We start from the raw sequence: 15,566 nt of genomic DNA, 5'->3' as shown, positions 1-15,566 counted from the left end.
CTTATGATTTGCCGTTATCTTCGGCAGATGCGCCTTTTTCAAGCGCCTTCCAGGATAATGTTGCACATTTGATGCGTGCTGGGAATTTTGCCACTCCCTGCAGCGCCTCAATGTCACCAAGATCAATGGAATCGTCGTATTCTTTTCCTAGCATCATATCGGAGAAAATCTGAGACATTTTCAAAGCTGTTTCAATATCTTTCCCTTTAATCGCCTGCGTCATCATAGAGGCAGATGCCATCGAAATAGAGCATCCTTCTCCTTCAAATTTCGCATCAGTGACTTTTTCGTCCTCGATTTTCATCGTAAGACGAATGCGGTCACCACACGTTGGGTTGTTCATATCGACGACAATGCTGTCGTTTAACACACCTTTGTTTCTCGGATTTTTATAATGATCCATAATCACTTGTCTATACAGTGTGTCTAAGTTTACATTAAAAGACATTCGTAAAATACTCCTTTGTCTTACGGAGCGCTGCAATGAGTTTGTCAATCTCTTCTTCTGTATTGTACAAATAGAAGCTTGCCCTTGCAGTCGCTGATACACCAAGCCATTTCATGAGCGGCTGTGCACAGTGATGTCCAGCACGAATGGCGACACCTTCTGTATCCAGAACAGTTGACGCATCATGCGGATGGACGTCGTCTAAGTTAAACGTCACAAGTCCAGCCCGGTGCTGCGGTCCATAAACAGTCGCACCTTCAAGCTCCTTAAAGCGCTCAAGCGCGTAAGTGGCAAGCTGATGCTCGTAACGGCTGACTTCCTCCATACCGATTTCATTTAAGAAATCAATCGCTTTTCCTAGTCCAACTGCTCCTGCAATAATCGGTGTTCCCGCTTCAAATTTCCACGGCAGCTCTTTCCAAGTGGAATCATACAGATCCACAAAGTCGATCATTTCACCGCCAAACTCAGCAGGCTCCATATTATTCAAAAGGTCCTTCTTCCCGTAAAGCACACCGATACCAGTCGGTCCACACATTTTATGCCCAGAGAATGCGAAAAAGTCACAATCTAGATCCTGAACATCAATTTGCATGTGTGGGGTACTTTGCGCACCATCGACAACAATAATGGCACCATGATCGTGCGCAATTTTGGCGATCTCTTTAATCGGGTTGATGGTTCCTAGTACGTTTGAGACATGTGTGACAGCGACAATTTTCGTTTGATGTGTGATCGTTTGCTTCACATCTTCAAGCGATAGCGTGCCGTCTTCCTGTAAGGGAATATATTTTAATGTGGCGCCAGTTGCTTTTGCTGCTTGCTGCCAAGGGATGATATTCGCATGATGCTCCATGTGCGTAATGACAATCTCATCGCCTTCTTTGAGGTTTGCTCTTGCATAGCTGATCGCCACTGTGTTCAGTGCTGTTGTTGTACCTCTAGTAAAAATAATCTCCTGGACAGATGAAGCACGGATGAATGCACGAACTTTCTCTCTGGCACCCTCGTATGCGTCCGTTGCTTTTGTGCCAAGGGTATGAACACCCCGGTGGACGTTCGAGTTATAAGACCGGTAATACTCATTCATTGCATCAATGACCACTCTTGGTTTTTGAGAAGTCGCCGCACTGTCCAAATACACCAAATCATGTCCGTTCACTTGCTGATGAAGGATTGGAAACTGCTCACGAACGTCTTTGATATTCATTATTTTACTTTCCTTTCAATCACAGAAACGAGCTGCTTTTTAACTCCTTCAATCGGCAGTTCTTTGACAACTGGATTTAAGAAGCCATAAATGACAAGTCTTTCTGCATCTTCTTTGGAAACCCCGCGGCTCATGAGGTAATACAATTGAATTGGATCTACACGTCCAACAGAAGCAGCGTGCCCTGCTGTTACATCATCTTCATCGATTAAAAGAATTGGGTTTGCGTCACCGCGTGCTTTCTCACTCAGCATGAGGACACGTGATTCCTGTTCTGCATTTGACTTCGTTGCACCATGCTCGATTTTACCAATTCCGTTAAAGATAGAGGATGCTTGATCCTTCATCACACCATGCTTCAAGATATACCCTTCAGAGTTTTTACCGAAGTGGATGATGCTTGTTGTAAAGTTTTCCGTTTGATTCCCGCGGCCAACAACAACTGATTTCGTATCACCGAATGTGCCATCGCCTATGAGCTTTGTAATGTTTTCAGACACTACGTCTCCATCATTCATAAGGCCAAGCGCCCATTCGATTTTACTGTCACGGCCATTTGCCATACCGCGTCTGTTCACATACACTGTGACACCTTCTGCAAGGTTATCTACTGCACCGTATGTGACGCGAGCATTTGCTCCTGTAAATACTTCAGAAACGATGTTGAAGATCGCTTCTTCCGGCTTTGCAGTACTAATGTAGTTTTCTACATATGTGACAGCACTATGATCGTCCGCTACGACAATGACATGGTTGAACAAAGTGGTTTCGTCATTTTCATGAAGGTAGACTGCTTGAATTGGTGCTTCAAGCTCTACATTTTTCGGTACATAGAGGAAAGCTCCACCATTAACTAAAGCAGCGTGTAAAGCTGTTAGTTTATGCTCATCCACTTTCACCGCGTCTGTCATGAAATATTTTTCCACTAAATCTGAATGTTCGCGGATCGCTGTATGAATATCAGTGAAGATCACGCCTTTGTCTTTTGCTTCAGCTGAAAGAGACAAGTATGCTGGCGTTTGATCACGCTGAATGTAGACCGTCTTATCCGTGTCCTCTAGATCAATCAGCGATTTCACTTCTTCTGGAAGCTCTTCTAATGATGCAAATGGCGCACTTTCGACTGTATGCTGTTTGAAATTGGTTAAATTCCATTTTGAAATGTTCGTTTTGTCAGGCTTTGGCATTGGGAGATCTTCTGCTTTTTCAAGAGCTTGTAAGCGAAGGGAACTCATCCATGCCGGTTCCTGATGCTTCTTGGAGAAGCTTTTGACATAATCTTGATCTACTGATAATTTCGTTTCTAATGTCATCAATAATCCTCCTAACGCTTACGCTTCTTGACCAACAGTTTCGTCTTCAATTCCTAACTCTTTTTTAATCCAGTCATAGCCTTCTGCTTCTAAACGCTGTGCAAGCTCTGGTCCGCCAGATTTCACGATACGTCCTTGCATCATCACATGGACATGATCTGGTGTGATGTAGTTCAGTAGACGCTGATAGTGAGTGATCATTAAGCAGCCGAAGCTTTCGCCGCGCATTTGATTAATTCCTTTAGAAACAACTTTCAAGGCATCGATATCAAGACCAGAATCGATTTCGTCAAGGATGGCGATCTTTGGTTCAATCATCATTAATTGAAGAATTTCGTTGCGTTTTTTCTCCCCGCCTGAGAATCCTTCGTTTAGGTAGCGCTGTGCCATATCTGGGTCCATTTCAAGGAACTCCATGTTTTCGTCCATTTTGCGGATGAATTTCATAAGAGAGATTTCATCGCCTTCTTCTCTGCGTGCGTTAATAGCAGAACGAAGGAAGTCAGCATTTGTCACACCGCTGATTTCAGATGGGTATTGCATCGCAAGAAAAAGACCTGCTTGAGCGCGCTCATCTACTTCCATTTCAAGTACATCTTCGCCATCAAGCAAGATGCTACCTTTTGTGACTTCATATTTCGGGTGACCCATAATGGCAGCAGATAAAGTTGATTTACCTGTACCGTTTGGTCCCATTACTGCGTGGAATTCTCCACCTTTTATCTCGAGGTTTACACCCTTTAAGATTTCTTTCCCTTCAATCTCAACGTGCAAGTCCTTAATTGTTAATGTCGAAGCAGTCATATATCGATACCTCCAAAATAATCATTATTCTCAATTTATTCTCATTCTAATTTTATAACAAATTAAAACTGAATACAACACATTCACGATATGCGTGAGAGGATGCTCTCAAAATTCTAACAAAAAATGCAGGTAGATAAAAGGATTTATGTCGAAAAGACTGTTTCCATAAAGAAAGGACGGGAAACTGTTCTCCCCGCCCCTTAGCTATCAATAGCCTCGTATATTCATTTTTGCGAGCTGCCTTTTCTCATCTCGATAGGACTGCTCTCGTTTATATTCCACTTTCATCCGTAAGTCATGGTCTCTTTCGTACTCTGCATAGCTCATGCCATGAGATTTATGCATGGCCTTTTCCATCTCGGCGGTATAATCCAATCCCAGTGTACTCTGGTCCGAACAAATAATAAACCATTCCCTTCTTTTAGTGTAGCTTTATTATATCAAAGGAATGCTGCTTCACTCAAAAGGGATATAACGCGTTATGCTGGCATATTTTCTCACACACTCGGATGAGAAGCACTCAACTCTCCGAGATGGAAAGATACCATGTTTTCCTTCTATTAATGCGTCTGTCCTCCAAATTCATCAATACATTGCTGAACGACAGTGATTCCTTGGCTAAGGGCTGCCCCGCCTCCGAACGCTGCCGCCACACTAACGACCTCTAGTAAATTCTCTTCTGTCGCCCCTTGATCGAGCGCTCCCTTTGTATGATAAATCATGCAGTATTCATCCTGTGCATGAATACTGATGCCAAGGGCAATCATTTGTTTTTCCTTTTGCGTTAATGAATCGCTCTGAAAGCACTGCTCCGTGAATTCATTGAATTTCTTCCCAAACACCGGCATTTTCTTCTGAAATTCACCCATTGCCGTTTTATAATCAGTCAGTGATTGCTGCATGGATCCGCTCATATGCTGTTCATTCATCTTCATTCCATCCCTTCAGGTCATTTGTACGTTTTTATTATGAGCGAGATTTGAAAAAATACACAAAAAAACCTCGCTTTGATGTAAGCGAGGTTTTGTAGCGTGTCAGCTAGATACATTATTCAGATACAGGCAGAACGGCACCGTCATATTTTTTGTCGATGAATTCTTTGATTTTATCAGAGTGAAGAACTTCCATTAATGTCTTGATCTTATCTGATTTTTCTTCACCTTTGCGAACCGCCACGATGTTTGCATACGGGTTGTTCTTTGTTTGCTCAAGTTCAATTGAATCTTTTTTCGGATTCAATTTATTTTGAATCGCATAGTTGACGTTAATAAACACGGCATCGCCTTCACTGTTTTCATAAGCTTTCGCTGTTAGTTCAGGAGCGATTTTTTTGAACTTTAGGTTCTTCGGGTTTTCTTTAATGTTCTTTACTGTTGCGTTGATTGTATCAACTTTAGGATCAATCTTAATGACACCAGCATTTTGCAATAGTGCAAGCATACGGCCTTGTTCAGCTACGTTGTTTGTCATGATGATCGTTCCGCCGTTTGGAATCTCTTTGACTGATTTGTATTTCTTAGAGTAGATACCAAAAGGCTCAAGGTGAACAGCACCAGCACTTACTAGGTTATAATCTTTGTTTGATTTATTTTCTTCATTTAAGTAAGGGATATGTTGGAAAAAGTTTGCATCCACTTCTTTTTCAGCTAACGCTTTGTTGTACATTTTATAATCACTAAGTACTTTCACTTTTAGATCGTAGCCTTTTTCTTTTAGAAGTGGTTTTGCTTCTTCAAGAATTTCGGCATGTGGTGTTTTTGAAGCGGCAACCGTAATGGTTTTGCTATCACTTGCGTTATTAGATGAACCGCATGCAGCTAAAATGCCTGCAAATGCTAGAAATAGTGCACTTAAAATCAATTTCTTCATGAATAAATCCTCCCTTAACGTTTATCAATTTTATTTGTAATCAAATCACCGATTATTTGAATAATAAAGACGATGATGAGAATAAACACAGTAGCTACAAGTGTGACATCTGTATTACCAGATTGGTATCCTTCCACATAAGCAAGGTCACCAAGTCCGCCTGCTCCAATTGCACCTGCAATCGCAGTTGAGCCAATTAAAGCAATCGCTGTTACGGTAATACCTGAAATGAGGGCTGGCAATGATTCTGGCAGCAATACTTTGAAAATGATGGTCGACGTTTTCGCTCCCATTGACCGTGCTGCTTCAATGACTCCTTTGTCTACCTCACGCAGTGCAATTTCAACAAGACGTGCATAGAATGGAGCTGACCCAATGACAAGGGCAGGGAGTGCTGCATTTGGACCTAGAATTGTATGCATTAAGAATTTCGTAAACCCTAATAATAGAATGATTAAAATGATAAAAGGAATCGATCTGAAAATGTTGACGACTGCACCGATGACAGCATTGATCGGTTTATTTTCCCAAAGACCGCCTTTTCCTGTAAGGAAGAGCAGGAGTCCTAGGATAATCCCGATTGCAAAAGCAAATGCCAATGAAATGAGTGTCATATACACTGTTTCACCTGTTGCACTCCAGATGACGTCTAGGTCAACGTTCGGAAACCATTTCTCAAACATGTGTCATCACCTCAATTTCAACCTGTTTGCTTTGGATATAGGCGATGGCTTTTTCTACCTCGGTCTCTTCTCCATTTATATGGATAAAGAGTGTTCCAAACGCGCCTTCCTGCGTTTGAGAAATCTTTCCTTGAAGGATGTTTACATCGACCTTGAAGGATCGAATGATTTCAGTGATGAGCGGTTGCTCGGCAGAATCGCCAATAAAGGACAACCGTACGACCTGACCTTCTTTTACACGCTCTAAGACGTGCTCGATTGTTTCTTTCGCTTCCTCTGGTTCAGCAAGCTGTTTTACAAATCGCTTCGTCATTTCTTCCTTCGGCTGTCTGAAGACGCGTAATACTTCACCTTCTTCGACAATGCGTCCATTCTCCATCACTGCCACACGATGACAGATTTTGCGAATGACGTGCATTTCGTGTGTGATGAGCACAATTGTCAGCCCTAATCGTTTATTGATATCAGCTAAAAGATCAAGGATGGAATCTGTTGTTTGTGGATCAAGTGCAGATGTTGCTTCGTCACATAGAAGAACCTTTGGATCATTCGCTAATGCTCTCGCAATACCCACACGCTGCTTTTGTCCACCACTTAGCTGAGAAGGATAAGCATTTTCTTTTCCTTCTAAACCGACCAATTTAATAAGTTCATTTGCACGGGCTCTCCGTTTTGACGTCGGAACACCTGCAATTTCGAGCGGGAACATAATATTTTGTCGCACTGTTCTTGACCAGAGTAGGTTAAAGTGCTGGAAAATCATGCTGATTTCCTGTCTTGCTTTCCGAAGTTTCGCATTCGATACTTCATTGATCCGGTTGCCTGCCACTTCAACAATTCCTGCTGTTGGCAGCTCCAGACCGTTTAATAGGCGAATAAGCGAGCTTTTTCCGGCACCACTATACCCGATAATTCCGAATATTTCACCTTTACCAATATCCAAGTTGACGTCTTTCACGGCATCAACATTTCCGCTTTTTGAGTGGTACGTTTTTGATACATTCTGTAAATGGATCACAGTCTGTTCACCTGCTTTCTTGCTGAATCTATAGGTTGCCATCACATACGTTCATTTATTCTTCGTGCTGTCATGACTCTAGCCTGTTGCCAGGTCAGTAAAAAAGACCTAACTGCAACGCAAGCAGAAAGGCCTTTTATTTCAAATACGCCTTTCTCTCATCTTTCAAAGCGTTGCGGCTTTGAGTGAATTGGCACCAATTTCAGCTATGCTGACGGTTGCCGGGTTTCATAGGGCACGTCCCTCCACCTCTCTTAATAAGAGAAAATATGTTGTTTTATGTGATGTTGATGTTTTTACTAACGTAGAATATCATGCTACCCGAGATATGTCAACGCTGTAAATCGCTAATTTCCAAGTAAACGACTAAGTTATCATTTTTCGAAAAAAACCGTTCGTCAGCCAAAGTACCGCCTCTAGTCTTAGGAGCGCACGGAATGACCCTTTTACTTTCACTTGTCCCCTGCCAATGAGCTGCTGCAAGGACATATCTCCATCTAATAATTGAAGAATTTCTTTCCTCTCACCATAAAAAATGAGATCCGATAACTCAATTGCAGGTAGTTTCTTCACTTCACCACGTTCATCCACAATCAATGTACAAGAGTCAGTTTCCGCCTCAAATGTAATCTTCAAGGATGAGGAGGAGAGTAGCGGCTTTAGCAATAATCGCTGCCCTGCGTTTCCATGGGCTTTCACTTTTTCCACATGTATAACCTCCCTGTCATTTGGTTATACATAACATTTCTCTACAAACATCGGCTTGTCCTTTATAAATAGCTCGACAAATTTTCAAATGAATTGCTTGAAATATGACAAAAAACCGCTTTATTTAGCGGTTTCGATCATTTCATGAAGATATGGAACTGAGTGAAAGGCATAGCCTTTTTGTATAATTTCACCTTTTTTAAACAGTAGAAAGCAAGGTACACTTTCGATTTCAAATGCTTTCGCAAAGCCTGGTGAGTAGTTTAAATTGTTCTCATAAAATGGAACATCCGGCTGCATGGCATCTACCACTGTGAGCATTTTCTTTGCCAGCTGGCATGTTCCGCAAAACGGTGTATATAAGTACAAAAGAAATAATTCGTCCTCTATCTCCTTGAATTCATGTTCTTCAATCTCTTTCATCTACGTCCACCCTCATAAATATTTCGAATGAACATCAATGTTTGCAGCTAATAGGATAGATGCAATGTGGGCTGACGGTGAAGCGGCCACTTCACGGTACGTTCTGTCGACAAACAGATGAAGTGCTTCAGGGAATTCTTTTCGAAATTGCTTCCTCAGTTTGTCGCCAGCATCGTCACTGTCTGCTAATATGTAAACGTCTTTTCCCAATAAATCGTCCACGAGCTGATCCAGCTTCGATGTACTGATCGTGCCATTGGTGCAAATGATGGTAACAGGTTCACTAATGACTTCTTTTAGCTTTTGTTTGTCTGATTTACCTTCTACAATGATGACCTTCTCTATCTCGACGTTCATCACGATCACCCGGCCCTTTTGACGTTGATTCACTTCTTCCTTAGATTACAATCTTTCATTCAGCTTGTAAAGATCGGGCACTTGGTCGACAAAAAGACTGCAGCACTCACTCACTGCAGCCTTAACTGTGATTAGCACCAGCCATTTTCATCGTCACAGTCTACATATTGTTCTGTCCCGTGGGTCAATGTATCTGACAGACGATAAAAACGATTTTGATCATAGGAATAACCCGATTTCAACTCATATTGATTTTCACTAATCATCGTGCCAATCTCTTCATTTTGATGATAAAGCACCATGCCGCTTTCTTTGAATCGCCCAGTGACATGTTCTGTTATATCCACCTGTTCTTTTTGAAAAGACAAATTGGACACCCCCCATAAAGGTAGAGTGTCCAATTTCACATAAATTAGTCTTCTTTTGTCATTTCTTCGTATTGTTCCGCTGTCATTAAGTTCTCGATTTCAGATGCATCAGCTGGTTCTACAACAATCATCCATGCTTTTTCGTATGGAGAGTCATTCACGAATTCCGGGCTGTCATCCAGCTCATCGTTCACTTCAACGATTGTGCCGTTGATCGGTGCATAAAGTTCAGAAACAGTTTTGACTGATTCTACACTTCCGAAAGGCTCGTCCGCTGTGATTTTGTCTCCTACTTCAGGAAGCTCAACGAACACGATATCGCCTAACTCAGATTGAGCAAAATGCGTAATACCGATACGCACCTTATCTCCTTCTACTTTGACCCATTCATGTTCTTCTGAATAACGTAAATCTTTTGGTGTGCTCATTCAATACCCCTCCAGTCTTTTCTTTCCGTCTATATTGAAGATACCACAATCTGAATGAAAGTTACATCATTTCCAGACGCTTTTAAATGTATCTTCATTAAATCCAACCGTGACTCTTTTACCGTCTGTTGTAATCGGACGCTTGATTAGCATTCCGTTAGACGCGAGTAATTCTAGCTGCTCGTCCTCTGACATTGCAGGAAGTTGATCTTTCAGTTGTAGCTCCCGGTATTTCTGTCCGCTTGTATTAAAGAATTTCTTCAGCTCTAAACCACTTTTTTCGTAAAGGGCTTTTAGGGTTTCTTTATCAGGCGTCTCTTCGACGATATGTATGCTGTTGATGTCTTTATTGTGTTCTTCCAGCCATTTTTTTGCTTTTCGGCATGTACCGCAAGATGGGTATTCGTAAAAATCTAAAGCCACCATTTTCACCTCCTGCAAATTGTGACAACATTTTATCACAAAATATTTTAAAAACCTAAATGTATGCTTACAAAAAGGTGCGGAGTGATATCCGCACCTTTTAGCCGTCTTATACGATATATTTCTCTGCTTCAAAGATTCGTTTCGCCACTTCGCGCTTTTTGGCGATGACATTAATCGGGGTGAATCTTGTCAGTTTGCGAAGGGCTGACAGACTCATGCGGAGTGCATCTCCTTCTTCCATTGCGATCAAGGATTCTTTTGCATGAGCTTCAATTTTTAAGAAGGCCTCCTGCGTGAAAATTTGTGTGTAAGCAAGCTTTTGAGTATTCTTATCTAGCCCTGATGCAGCGATTGCCTTTTCAGTACGCAGAATCGCCGATTCAGCCGCAAAAATTTCATTGACGATATCCGCTATGTTCACAAGAATCTCTTGCTCTTTGTCTAACGCTTTTCCATACTTCATTGCCGCCATTCCAGATACCATTAAAGCGATCTTTTTCGCATGGGCAAGCAAATATTTTTCTTGATCGAGCGGCTGATCACCCGGCTCTTCCGGCATCATCATCATAAGCTCTTCCTGTAAGGTTTGCGCCTTTTGAAGAAGCGGAAGCTCTCCCTTCATCGCTTTCTTCAGGAATGTGCCTGGAACTAGCAGACGGTTGATTTCGTTTGTCCCTTCAAAAATACGGTTAATCCGTGAGTCACGATAGGCTCTTTCGACCTCGTATTCTTGCATGAATCCATATCCGCCGTGAATCTGCACACCCTCGTCCGCAATATAGTCTAAAGTTTCAGAGCCAAGCACTTTACAAAGAGAGCATTCAATTGCATATTCTGCAATGGACTGGGCAATTTGTTTGCCGTCCTTTTGGTCTTCTTCACTTAATAGACCCATGCGCTGTTCAAATAATCCGACTGTGCGGTAAACAGCACTTTCCATCGCATAGAGCTTTGCCGACATGTTGGCTACTTTTTCACCAATTAAGCTAAATCGAGAAATGGGCGTTTGGAATTGCTTACGCTGGTTTGCGTATTCTGCCGATAATTGAATGACACGTTTTGAAGCGCCAACTGTCCCGACAGCAAGCTTATAGCGACCGATATTTAAAATGTTAAAGGCAATGACATGACCTCTGCCAGCCTCACCTAGTAAATTCTCTTTTGGCACTTGAGCATCCTCAAGGATTAACGTTCTCGTTGAGGACCCTTTAATGCCCATCTTTTTCTCTTCAGGTCCCGTTTTGACACCAGGGAAATCCTTTTCTACGATAAAAGCAGAGAAGTGTTCACCATCAATCTTCGCATATACGACAAAGACGTCGGCAAATGCGGAGTTTGTGATCCACTGTTTTTCCCCATTCAACACATAATGGGTTCCGGCTTCATTTAACACCGCAGTTGTCTTTGCTCCAAGAGCGTCAGAGCCTGATCCTGGTTCAGTTAGGGCGTACGCCGCAATTGTTTCTCCAGAAGCGAGTCCTGGCAGATATGTTTCCTTTTGCGCTTGATTTCCGAACAGTACGATTGGCAGAGATCCAATGCCGACATGGGCGCCATAGGAAAGCGAGAAGCTCCCTGCTCTGGAGAATTTCTCGGTAATAATGGCTGAACTGATTTTATCTAATCCAAGCCCGCCAAATTCTTCAGGCACGTCAGCTCCTAGCAGCCCAAGCTCTCCAGCCTTTTTAAGAAGCCTGACGGAATGCTCAAATTCATGCTTTTCAATTTGATCTATATATGGAACAACGTCTTGTAAAATATAATCCTCTGTTGTCTTTCCAATCATTTGATGCTCATCAGAGAAATCCTCTGGTGTAAAGATATGCTCATAATTCGTTTCATCAATTAAGAAGCTTCCACCCTTTTTTACCTCTTCCATTGCTTTCATTCTGTTTTCCCCCTTTAGATCAATTCAAAAATTCCTGCTGCTCCCATGCCCCCGCCGATACACATTGTGACGATGCCAAATTGCTCGTTTCGCCGTTTCATTTCATGAATGAGTGACAATGTCAATTTCGTTCCTGTACAGCCCAGCGGATGTCCTAGCGCGATTGCCCCGCCATTGACATTCACTTTCTCTTCATCAATTCCTAAATGACGAATGACTTGAATGGCCTGAGAGGCAAACGCTTCGTTTAATTCAAACAGTCCGATATCTTTCAGCTCAAGTCCAGCGATTTTCAGCGCACGTGGAATGGCTTCAATTGGACCGATTCCCATCACTTCAGGCGGTACACCGCCAACAGCAAACGCTCTGAACTTGGCGAGCGGCTGAATGGAAAGTGAGGATGCTTTCTCTCGATCCATCATCATCACACACGCAGCGCCGTCACTTGTTTGTGAAGAGTTTCCTGCGGTCACCGTGCCTTTTGTTGAGAAAGCAGGTCGTAAGGTTGAGAGAATTTCCTCTGTTGTGCCAGCTCTCACGCCTTCATCCTGTGAGAACGTAAATGGATGTTCTTCTAATTGATATTGCTCTCCTACCCGTCTTTCCGTTACATCAACGGGCACAATTTCATCTGAAAATTTTCCTTCCTGCAATGCCTTTGCTGCCTTTTGATGACTTCTCACCGCAAAGGCGTCTTGATCTTGACGTGTGACCTGATACTTTTGCGCCACTTGCTCCGCCGTGTGACCCATGCTCATGTAGTATTCAGGCGCTTGCTCTGCCAACAGAGCATTCGGACGAATGGAATGACCCATCATAGGGACTTGCGACATCGATTCGACTCCTCCGGCTAAAATCGTTTCTGCCTGACCAAGCATGATTCGTTCACCCGCATAAGCGATAGACTGAAGACCAGACGAACAGTAGCGGTTAATGGTGATGGCAGGTACCGTATAAGGCAGCCCAGCTAATGCCCCAATATTCCGGGCCACATTTAACCCTTGCTCTGCTTCTGGCGTCGCGCATCCGATAATCAAATCATCGATCTGCCCGTCGTAATCACCCGCGCGCTTTAGTGTTTCTTTGACACACAATGCGCCCATATCATCAGGCCTGACATGTTTTAACGATCCTTTTTTGGCCTTCCCTACTGGTGTTCTTGCGCCAGCCACAATGACTGCTTCTCTCATTTTGACTCCCCCCTAGTTACGTAAAGGTTTTCCTTTGACGAGCATGTGCTGCATGCGTGCCTGTGATTTCACTTCTCCTACAAGACTTAAAAAGGCTTCTCTTTCAAGCTCTAATAAGTATTGTTCATCCACCTCTGTACCAAATGGCAACTTACCGCCAGAAATGACATGAGCTAACTTTTTCGCAATGGTCATGTCGTGCTCTGAAATGTATCCAGACAATCTCATATTTTCAGCAGCCAATATCATCGCTGCATAGCCTGTTTCTCCCATGACGGGCACCTTTTGCTTGAGCGGCGCACGATAACCCGCTTCATCAAGAGAGAGCACAAGTTGTTTCGCATCATAGATCAAGTGATCTCCGTTCATACTGATTCGGTCACTCGCACGAAGCATGTTCATATCCCGCGCTTCCTCTGCCGAAGTGGATACTTTCGCCATTGCAATTGTTTCAAATGTTTTCATCGTGGCGTCTTGTATAGAGGTCTGCGATGGCTTCGCTGATCCTTGCAGATGGCGAAGGTATAATTCTTTGTTTCCACCGCCGCCTGGAATCAGTCCAACTCCCGCTTCGACAAGACCCATGTATGCTTCACTCGACGCCTGAATAGCTGCTGCCGGCAGACACACCTCTGTTCCGCCTCCGAGTGTCATACCGAACGGTGCAGCAACGACTGGACGCTCGCTATATTTCACCTTCATCATCACCTGCTGGAACCTGCGAATGACAAAGTCAATTTCAAAGAAATTATCGTCCTGCGCTTCCATTAAAATCAGAGCAAGATTTGCGCCAACACAGAAGTTCTTCCCTTGGTTTCCGATGACAAGCCCTTTATAATTCTTTTCCGTTTCATCTACAGCGCGATTGATCATATCAATGACATCAAGCCCAATGGCATTGCTTTTAGAGTGGAATTCAAGCAAGGCGACATCATCACCGATATCCATTAAGCTTGCACCTGTATTTTTGAAAATGACACCTTGTTTCTTTTTCAATCTAGCTAAAGAAATATTCTTTTCGTTTCCTTTCTCCTGTTCATAAGCGCCATTTTGATAAAAAGCACGCTCTCCTTCGGCATTCTCTTGATAGAATGTTTCATGTCCTTCTGACAGCATATCTTGCACCCATGCTGGGATGCTGTGACCTTCTGCTTCCATTCGACTGGCAGCTTTTTTGACACCAATCGCATCCCATAGCTCGAATGGGCCATGCTGCCAGCCAAATCCCCATTTCATGGCGTTATCGATGGACTGGATATCATCCGCAATCTCGCCTTTGAGTTGGGCTGAATAAAGAAGTACTGGTGCCGTCATGTTCCAGAGCAATTGCCCTGCACGCCCATCTTGATAAATAAGCGCTTTCAATTTTGCTTTTGTTCCCTTTTGCTGCTTCGCCATCTCAATGCCTGGGTCCTTCAGCTTCGTCCGTTCTCCATATGTGAGTGTCACAGGATCAAGCTCTAAAATGGTCTTCCCATTTTTTTGATAAAATCCTTGCCCTGCCTTGCTGCCAATCCACCCTTTTTCGAGCATTCTTTCAATGAACTCAGGCAGCTGGAAAATATCCTTCTCCTTTCCTTCTACCTGTTCATATACGTTGCGGGCAACATGAGAAAACGTGTCGAGTCCGACCACATCAAGTGTACGGAAGGTCGCACTTTTCGGTCTGCCAATGAGAGGACCTGTGACAGAATCCACTTCTCCGATTGTGTATTTGTTCTCAAGCATTTCACGCACTGTGACAAGTAGTCCATAAGTACCAATACGGTTGGCAATAAAGTTCGGCGTATCTTTCGCTTCAACAACGCCCTTTCCGAGAACATCCTCACCAAACGTTTTCATAAATGTAAGTACTTCTGGATCTGTTTCTTGAATAGGAATGATTTCTAAAAGCTTTAAATAACGAGCTGGGTTAAAAAAATGGGTGCCTAAGAAGTGGCGTTTAAAATCCTCTGATCGGCCTTCTGCCATTTTTTCAACCGAAATTCCGGATGTATTACTTGATACGATACTGCCTTCTTTGCGGTGTTCGTCGATGAGAGAGAATACGTGCTTTTTGATGCTGAGCTTTTCAGTAACGACTTCAATAATCCAGTCAGCGTCATGTAATAAGGAAAGGTGGTCTGTGAGATTTCCGGGTGTGATGTATGATAGGTTTTTTGCTGAAGTAAGAGGTGCTGGCTTTTGCTTTAACAACTTTTTCATCGCTTCTTGACTTAATCTATTCCGAACACTAGGGTGATCAAGCGTGCGCTTTTTTGCCGTTTCTTCCTTTGTCAGTTCATTTGGCACAATATCTAGCAATGTTACTGGTATCCCGATATTGGCTAGATGCGCAGCAATGCCTGAGCCCATGACACCTGAACCAATGACAGCCGCCTTGCGAATATGTTTGCCCATAAATATCCCCCTAAACATTTTGAATGAACA

18 protein-coding genes and 1 riboswitch are annotated in these 15,566 nt (G+C 43.0%); all 18 genes read right to left on the bottom strand.

Annotated elements, in window-relative coordinates:
• Nucleotide 1: 1 nt before the first annotated feature.
• The 18 genes from sufU to BA70_RS00900 all read right to left on the bottom strand — a co-directional run bounded on the left by sufU (nucleotide 2) and on the right by BA70_RS00900 (nucleotide 15,536).
• The gene (sufU, locus tag BA70_RS00980) at nucleotides 2-448 is read right to left on the bottom strand and encodes a Fe-S cluster assembly sulfur transfer protein SufU (RefSeq protein ID WP_012011181.1); all 447 of its coding nucleotides are present in this window, start codon (nucleotides 446-448) and stop codon (nucleotides 2-4) included.
• Nucleotides 438-1,658, bottom strand: coding sequence for a cysteine desulfurase (locus tag BA70_RS00975; RefSeq protein WP_034316974.1), 1,221 nt, complete (start codon nucleotides 1,656-1,658; stop codon nucleotides 438-440). Before BA70_RS00975 ends, sufU begins: the two co-directional genes overlap by 11 nt.
• Complete coding sequence (gene sufD / locus BA70_RS00970; protein ID WP_034316971.1) at nucleotides 1,658-2,971, bottom strand: Fe-S cluster assembly protein SufD; 1,314 nt, start codon at nucleotides 2,969-2,971, stop codon at nucleotides 1,658-1,660. Before sufD ends, BA70_RS00975 begins: the two co-directional genes overlap by 1 nt.
• Nucleotides 2,972-2,989: 18 nt before the next feature.
• Nucleotides 2,990-3,775, bottom strand: a complete 786-nt coding sequence (gene sufC / locus BA70_RS00965; RefSeq protein ID WP_034316968.1) for a Fe-S cluster assembly ATPase SufC — start codon at nucleotides 3,773-3,775, stop codon at nucleotides 2,990-2,992.
• A gap of 210 nt (nucleotides 3,776-3,985) precedes the next feature.
• On the bottom strand, nucleotides 3,986-4,123 hold the full coding sequence (locus BA70_RS20245; RefSeq protein ID WP_167331417.1) for a YuzK family famiily protein: 138 nt from the start codon (nucleotides 4,121-4,123) through the stop codon (nucleotides 3,986-3,988).
• A gap of 215 nt (nucleotides 4,124-4,338) precedes the next feature.
• Entirely contained in the window at nucleotides 4,339-4,707 is a 369-nt protein-coding gene (locus BA70_RS00960; RefSeq protein ID WP_003212803.1) for a carboxymuconolactone decarboxylase family protein, read from the bottom strand.
• A 118-nt stretch (nucleotides 4,708-4,825) separates the two neighbouring features.
• Nucleotides 4,826-5,647, bottom strand: a complete 822-nt coding sequence (metQ, locus tag BA70_RS00955; RefSeq protein ID WP_034316965.1) for a methionine ABC transporter substrate-binding lipoprotein MetQ — start codon at nucleotides 5,645-5,647, stop codon at nucleotides 4,826-4,828.
• A gap of 14 nt (nucleotides 5,648-5,661) precedes the next feature.
• Entirely contained in the window at nucleotides 5,662-6,330 is a 669-nt protein-coding gene (locus tag BA70_RS00950; protein ID WP_024423401.1) for a methionine ABC transporter permease, read from the bottom strand.
• A complete protein-coding gene (locus BA70_RS00945) occupies nucleotides 6,323-7,348 on the bottom strand; it encodes a methionine ABC transporter ATP-binding protein (RefSeq protein WP_034316963.1) in 1,026 nt (341 codons plus the stop codon). The genes BA70_RS00950 and BA70_RS00945 overlap by 8 nt, the downstream gene beginning before the upstream one ends.
• Nucleotides 7,349-7,503: 155 nt before the next feature.
• A riboswitch (SAM riboswitch) is annotated at nucleotides 7,504-7,612 on the bottom strand.
• Nucleotides 7,613-7,714: 102 nt separating this feature from the next.
• Nucleotides 7,715-8,056: an SCP2 sterol-binding domain-containing protein gene (locus BA70_RS00940; protein ID WP_034316958.1), complete on the bottom strand. Its 342-nt coding sequence runs from the start codon at nucleotides 8,054-8,056 to the stop codon at nucleotides 7,715-7,717.
• A gap of 120 nt (nucleotides 8,057-8,176) precedes the next feature.
• Complete coding sequence (locus BA70_RS00935) at nucleotides 8,177-8,479, bottom strand: thioredoxin family protein (protein ID WP_034316957.1); 303 nt, start codon at nucleotides 8,477-8,479, stop codon at nucleotides 8,177-8,179.
• Nucleotides 8,480-8,491: 12 nt separating this feature from the next.
• Nucleotides 8,492-8,836, bottom strand: coding sequence for a ribonuclease M5 (locus tag BA70_RS00930; RefSeq protein WP_034317449.1), 345 nt, complete (start codon nucleotides 8,834-8,836; stop codon nucleotides 8,492-8,494).
• Nucleotides 8,837-8,967: 131 nt separating this feature from the next.
• Entirely contained in the window at nucleotides 8,968-9,204 is a 237-nt protein-coding gene (locus tag BA70_RS00925; RefSeq protein ID WP_034316955.1) for a YusG family protein, read from the bottom strand.
• A gap of 44 nt (nucleotides 9,205-9,248) precedes the next feature.
• On the bottom strand, nucleotides 9,249-9,632 hold the full coding sequence (gcvH, locus tag BA70_RS00920) for a glycine cleavage system protein GcvH (RefSeq protein WP_008347039.1): 384 nt from the start codon (nucleotides 9,630-9,632) through the stop codon (nucleotides 9,249-9,251).
• 66 nt (nucleotides 9,633-9,698) lie between these two features.
• Entirely contained in the window at nucleotides 9,699-10,055 is a 357-nt protein-coding gene (locus BA70_RS00915) for an arsenate reductase family protein (RefSeq protein ID WP_034317446.1), read from the bottom strand.
• A 109-nt stretch (nucleotides 10,056-10,164) separates the two neighbouring features.
• Complete coding sequence (locus BA70_RS00910; protein WP_012011195.1) at nucleotides 10,165-11,946, bottom strand: acyl-CoA dehydrogenase family protein; 1,782 nt, start codon at nucleotides 11,944-11,946, stop codon at nucleotides 10,165-10,167.
• A 14-nt stretch (nucleotides 11,947-11,960) separates the two neighbouring features.
• Entirely contained in the window at nucleotides 11,961-13,136 is a 1,176-nt protein-coding gene (locus BA70_RS00905; protein ID WP_034316953.1) for an acetyl-CoA C-acetyltransferase, read from the bottom strand.
• Nucleotides 13,137-13,148: 12 nt separating this feature from the next.
• Complete coding sequence (locus tag BA70_RS00900; RefSeq protein ID WP_034316951.1) at nucleotides 13,149-15,536, bottom strand: 3-hydroxyacyl-CoA dehydrogenase/enoyl-CoA hydratase family protein; 2,388 nt, start codon at nucleotides 15,534-15,536, stop codon at nucleotides 13,149-13,151.
• Nucleotides 15,537-15,566 lie beyond the last annotated feature (30 nt).

The organism is Bacillus zhangzhouensis (assembly GCF_000715205.1).
Classification (GTDB): domain Bacteria; phylum Bacillota; class Bacilli; order Bacillales; family Bacillaceae; genus Bacillus; species Bacillus zhangzhouensis.
Note: the sequence above shows the minus strand (reverse complement) of the source record. Positions and strands in the feature narration are given on the sequence as shown.

Coding starts and splice junctions, on each gene's coding strand:
- sufU (WP_012011181.1), bottom strand. CDS start 448: ATGTCTTTTAATGTAAACTTAGACACACTGTATAGACAAGTGATTATG.
- BA70_RS00930 (WP_034317449.1), bottom strand. CDS start 8,836: ATGAACGTCGAGATAGAGAAGGTCATCATTGTAGAAGGTAAATCAGAC.
- BA70_RS00950 (WP_024423401.1), bottom strand. CDS start 6,330: ATGTTTGAGAAATGGTTTCCGAACGTTGACCTAGACGTCATCTGGAGT.
- sufC (WP_034316968.1), bottom strand. CDS start 3,775: ATGACTGCTTCGACATTAACAATTAAGGACTTGCACGTTGAGATTGAA.
- BA70_RS00905 (WP_034316953.1), bottom strand. CDS start 13,136: ATGAGAGAAGCAGTCATTGTGGCTGGCGCAAGAACACCAGTAGGGAAG.
- gcvH (WP_008347039.1), bottom strand. CDS start 9,632: ATGAGCACACCAAAAGATTTACGTTATTCAGAAGAACATGAATGGGTC.
- BA70_RS00900 (WP_034316951.1), bottom strand. CDS start 15,536: ATGGGCAAACATATTCGCAAGGCGGCTGTCATTGGTTCAGGTGTCATG.
- BA70_RS00910 (WP_012011195.1), bottom strand. CDS start 11,946: ATGAAAGCAATGGAAGAGGTAAAAAAGGGTGGAAGCTTCTTAATTGAT.
- BA70_RS00935 (WP_034316957.1), bottom strand. CDS start 8,479: ATGAAAGAGATTGAAGAACATGAATTCAAGGAGATAGAGGACGAATTA.
- BA70_RS20245 (WP_167331417.1), bottom strand. CDS start 4,123: ATGCATAAATCTCATGGCATGAGCTATGCAGAGTACGAAAGAGACCAT.
- metQ (WP_034316965.1), bottom strand. CDS start 5,647: ATGAAGAAATTGATTTTAAGTGCACTATTTCTAGCATTTGCAGGCATT.
- BA70_RS00975 (WP_034316974.1), bottom strand. CDS start 1,658: ATGAATATCAAAGACGTTCGTGAGCAGTTTCCAATCCTTCATCAGCAA.
- sufD (WP_034316971.1), bottom strand. CDS start 2,971: ATGACATTAGAAACGAAATTATCAGTAGATCAAGATTATGTCAAAAGC.
- BA70_RS00960 (WP_003212803.1), bottom strand. CDS start 4,707: ATGAATGAACAGCATATGAGCGGATCCATGCAGCAATCACTGACTGAT.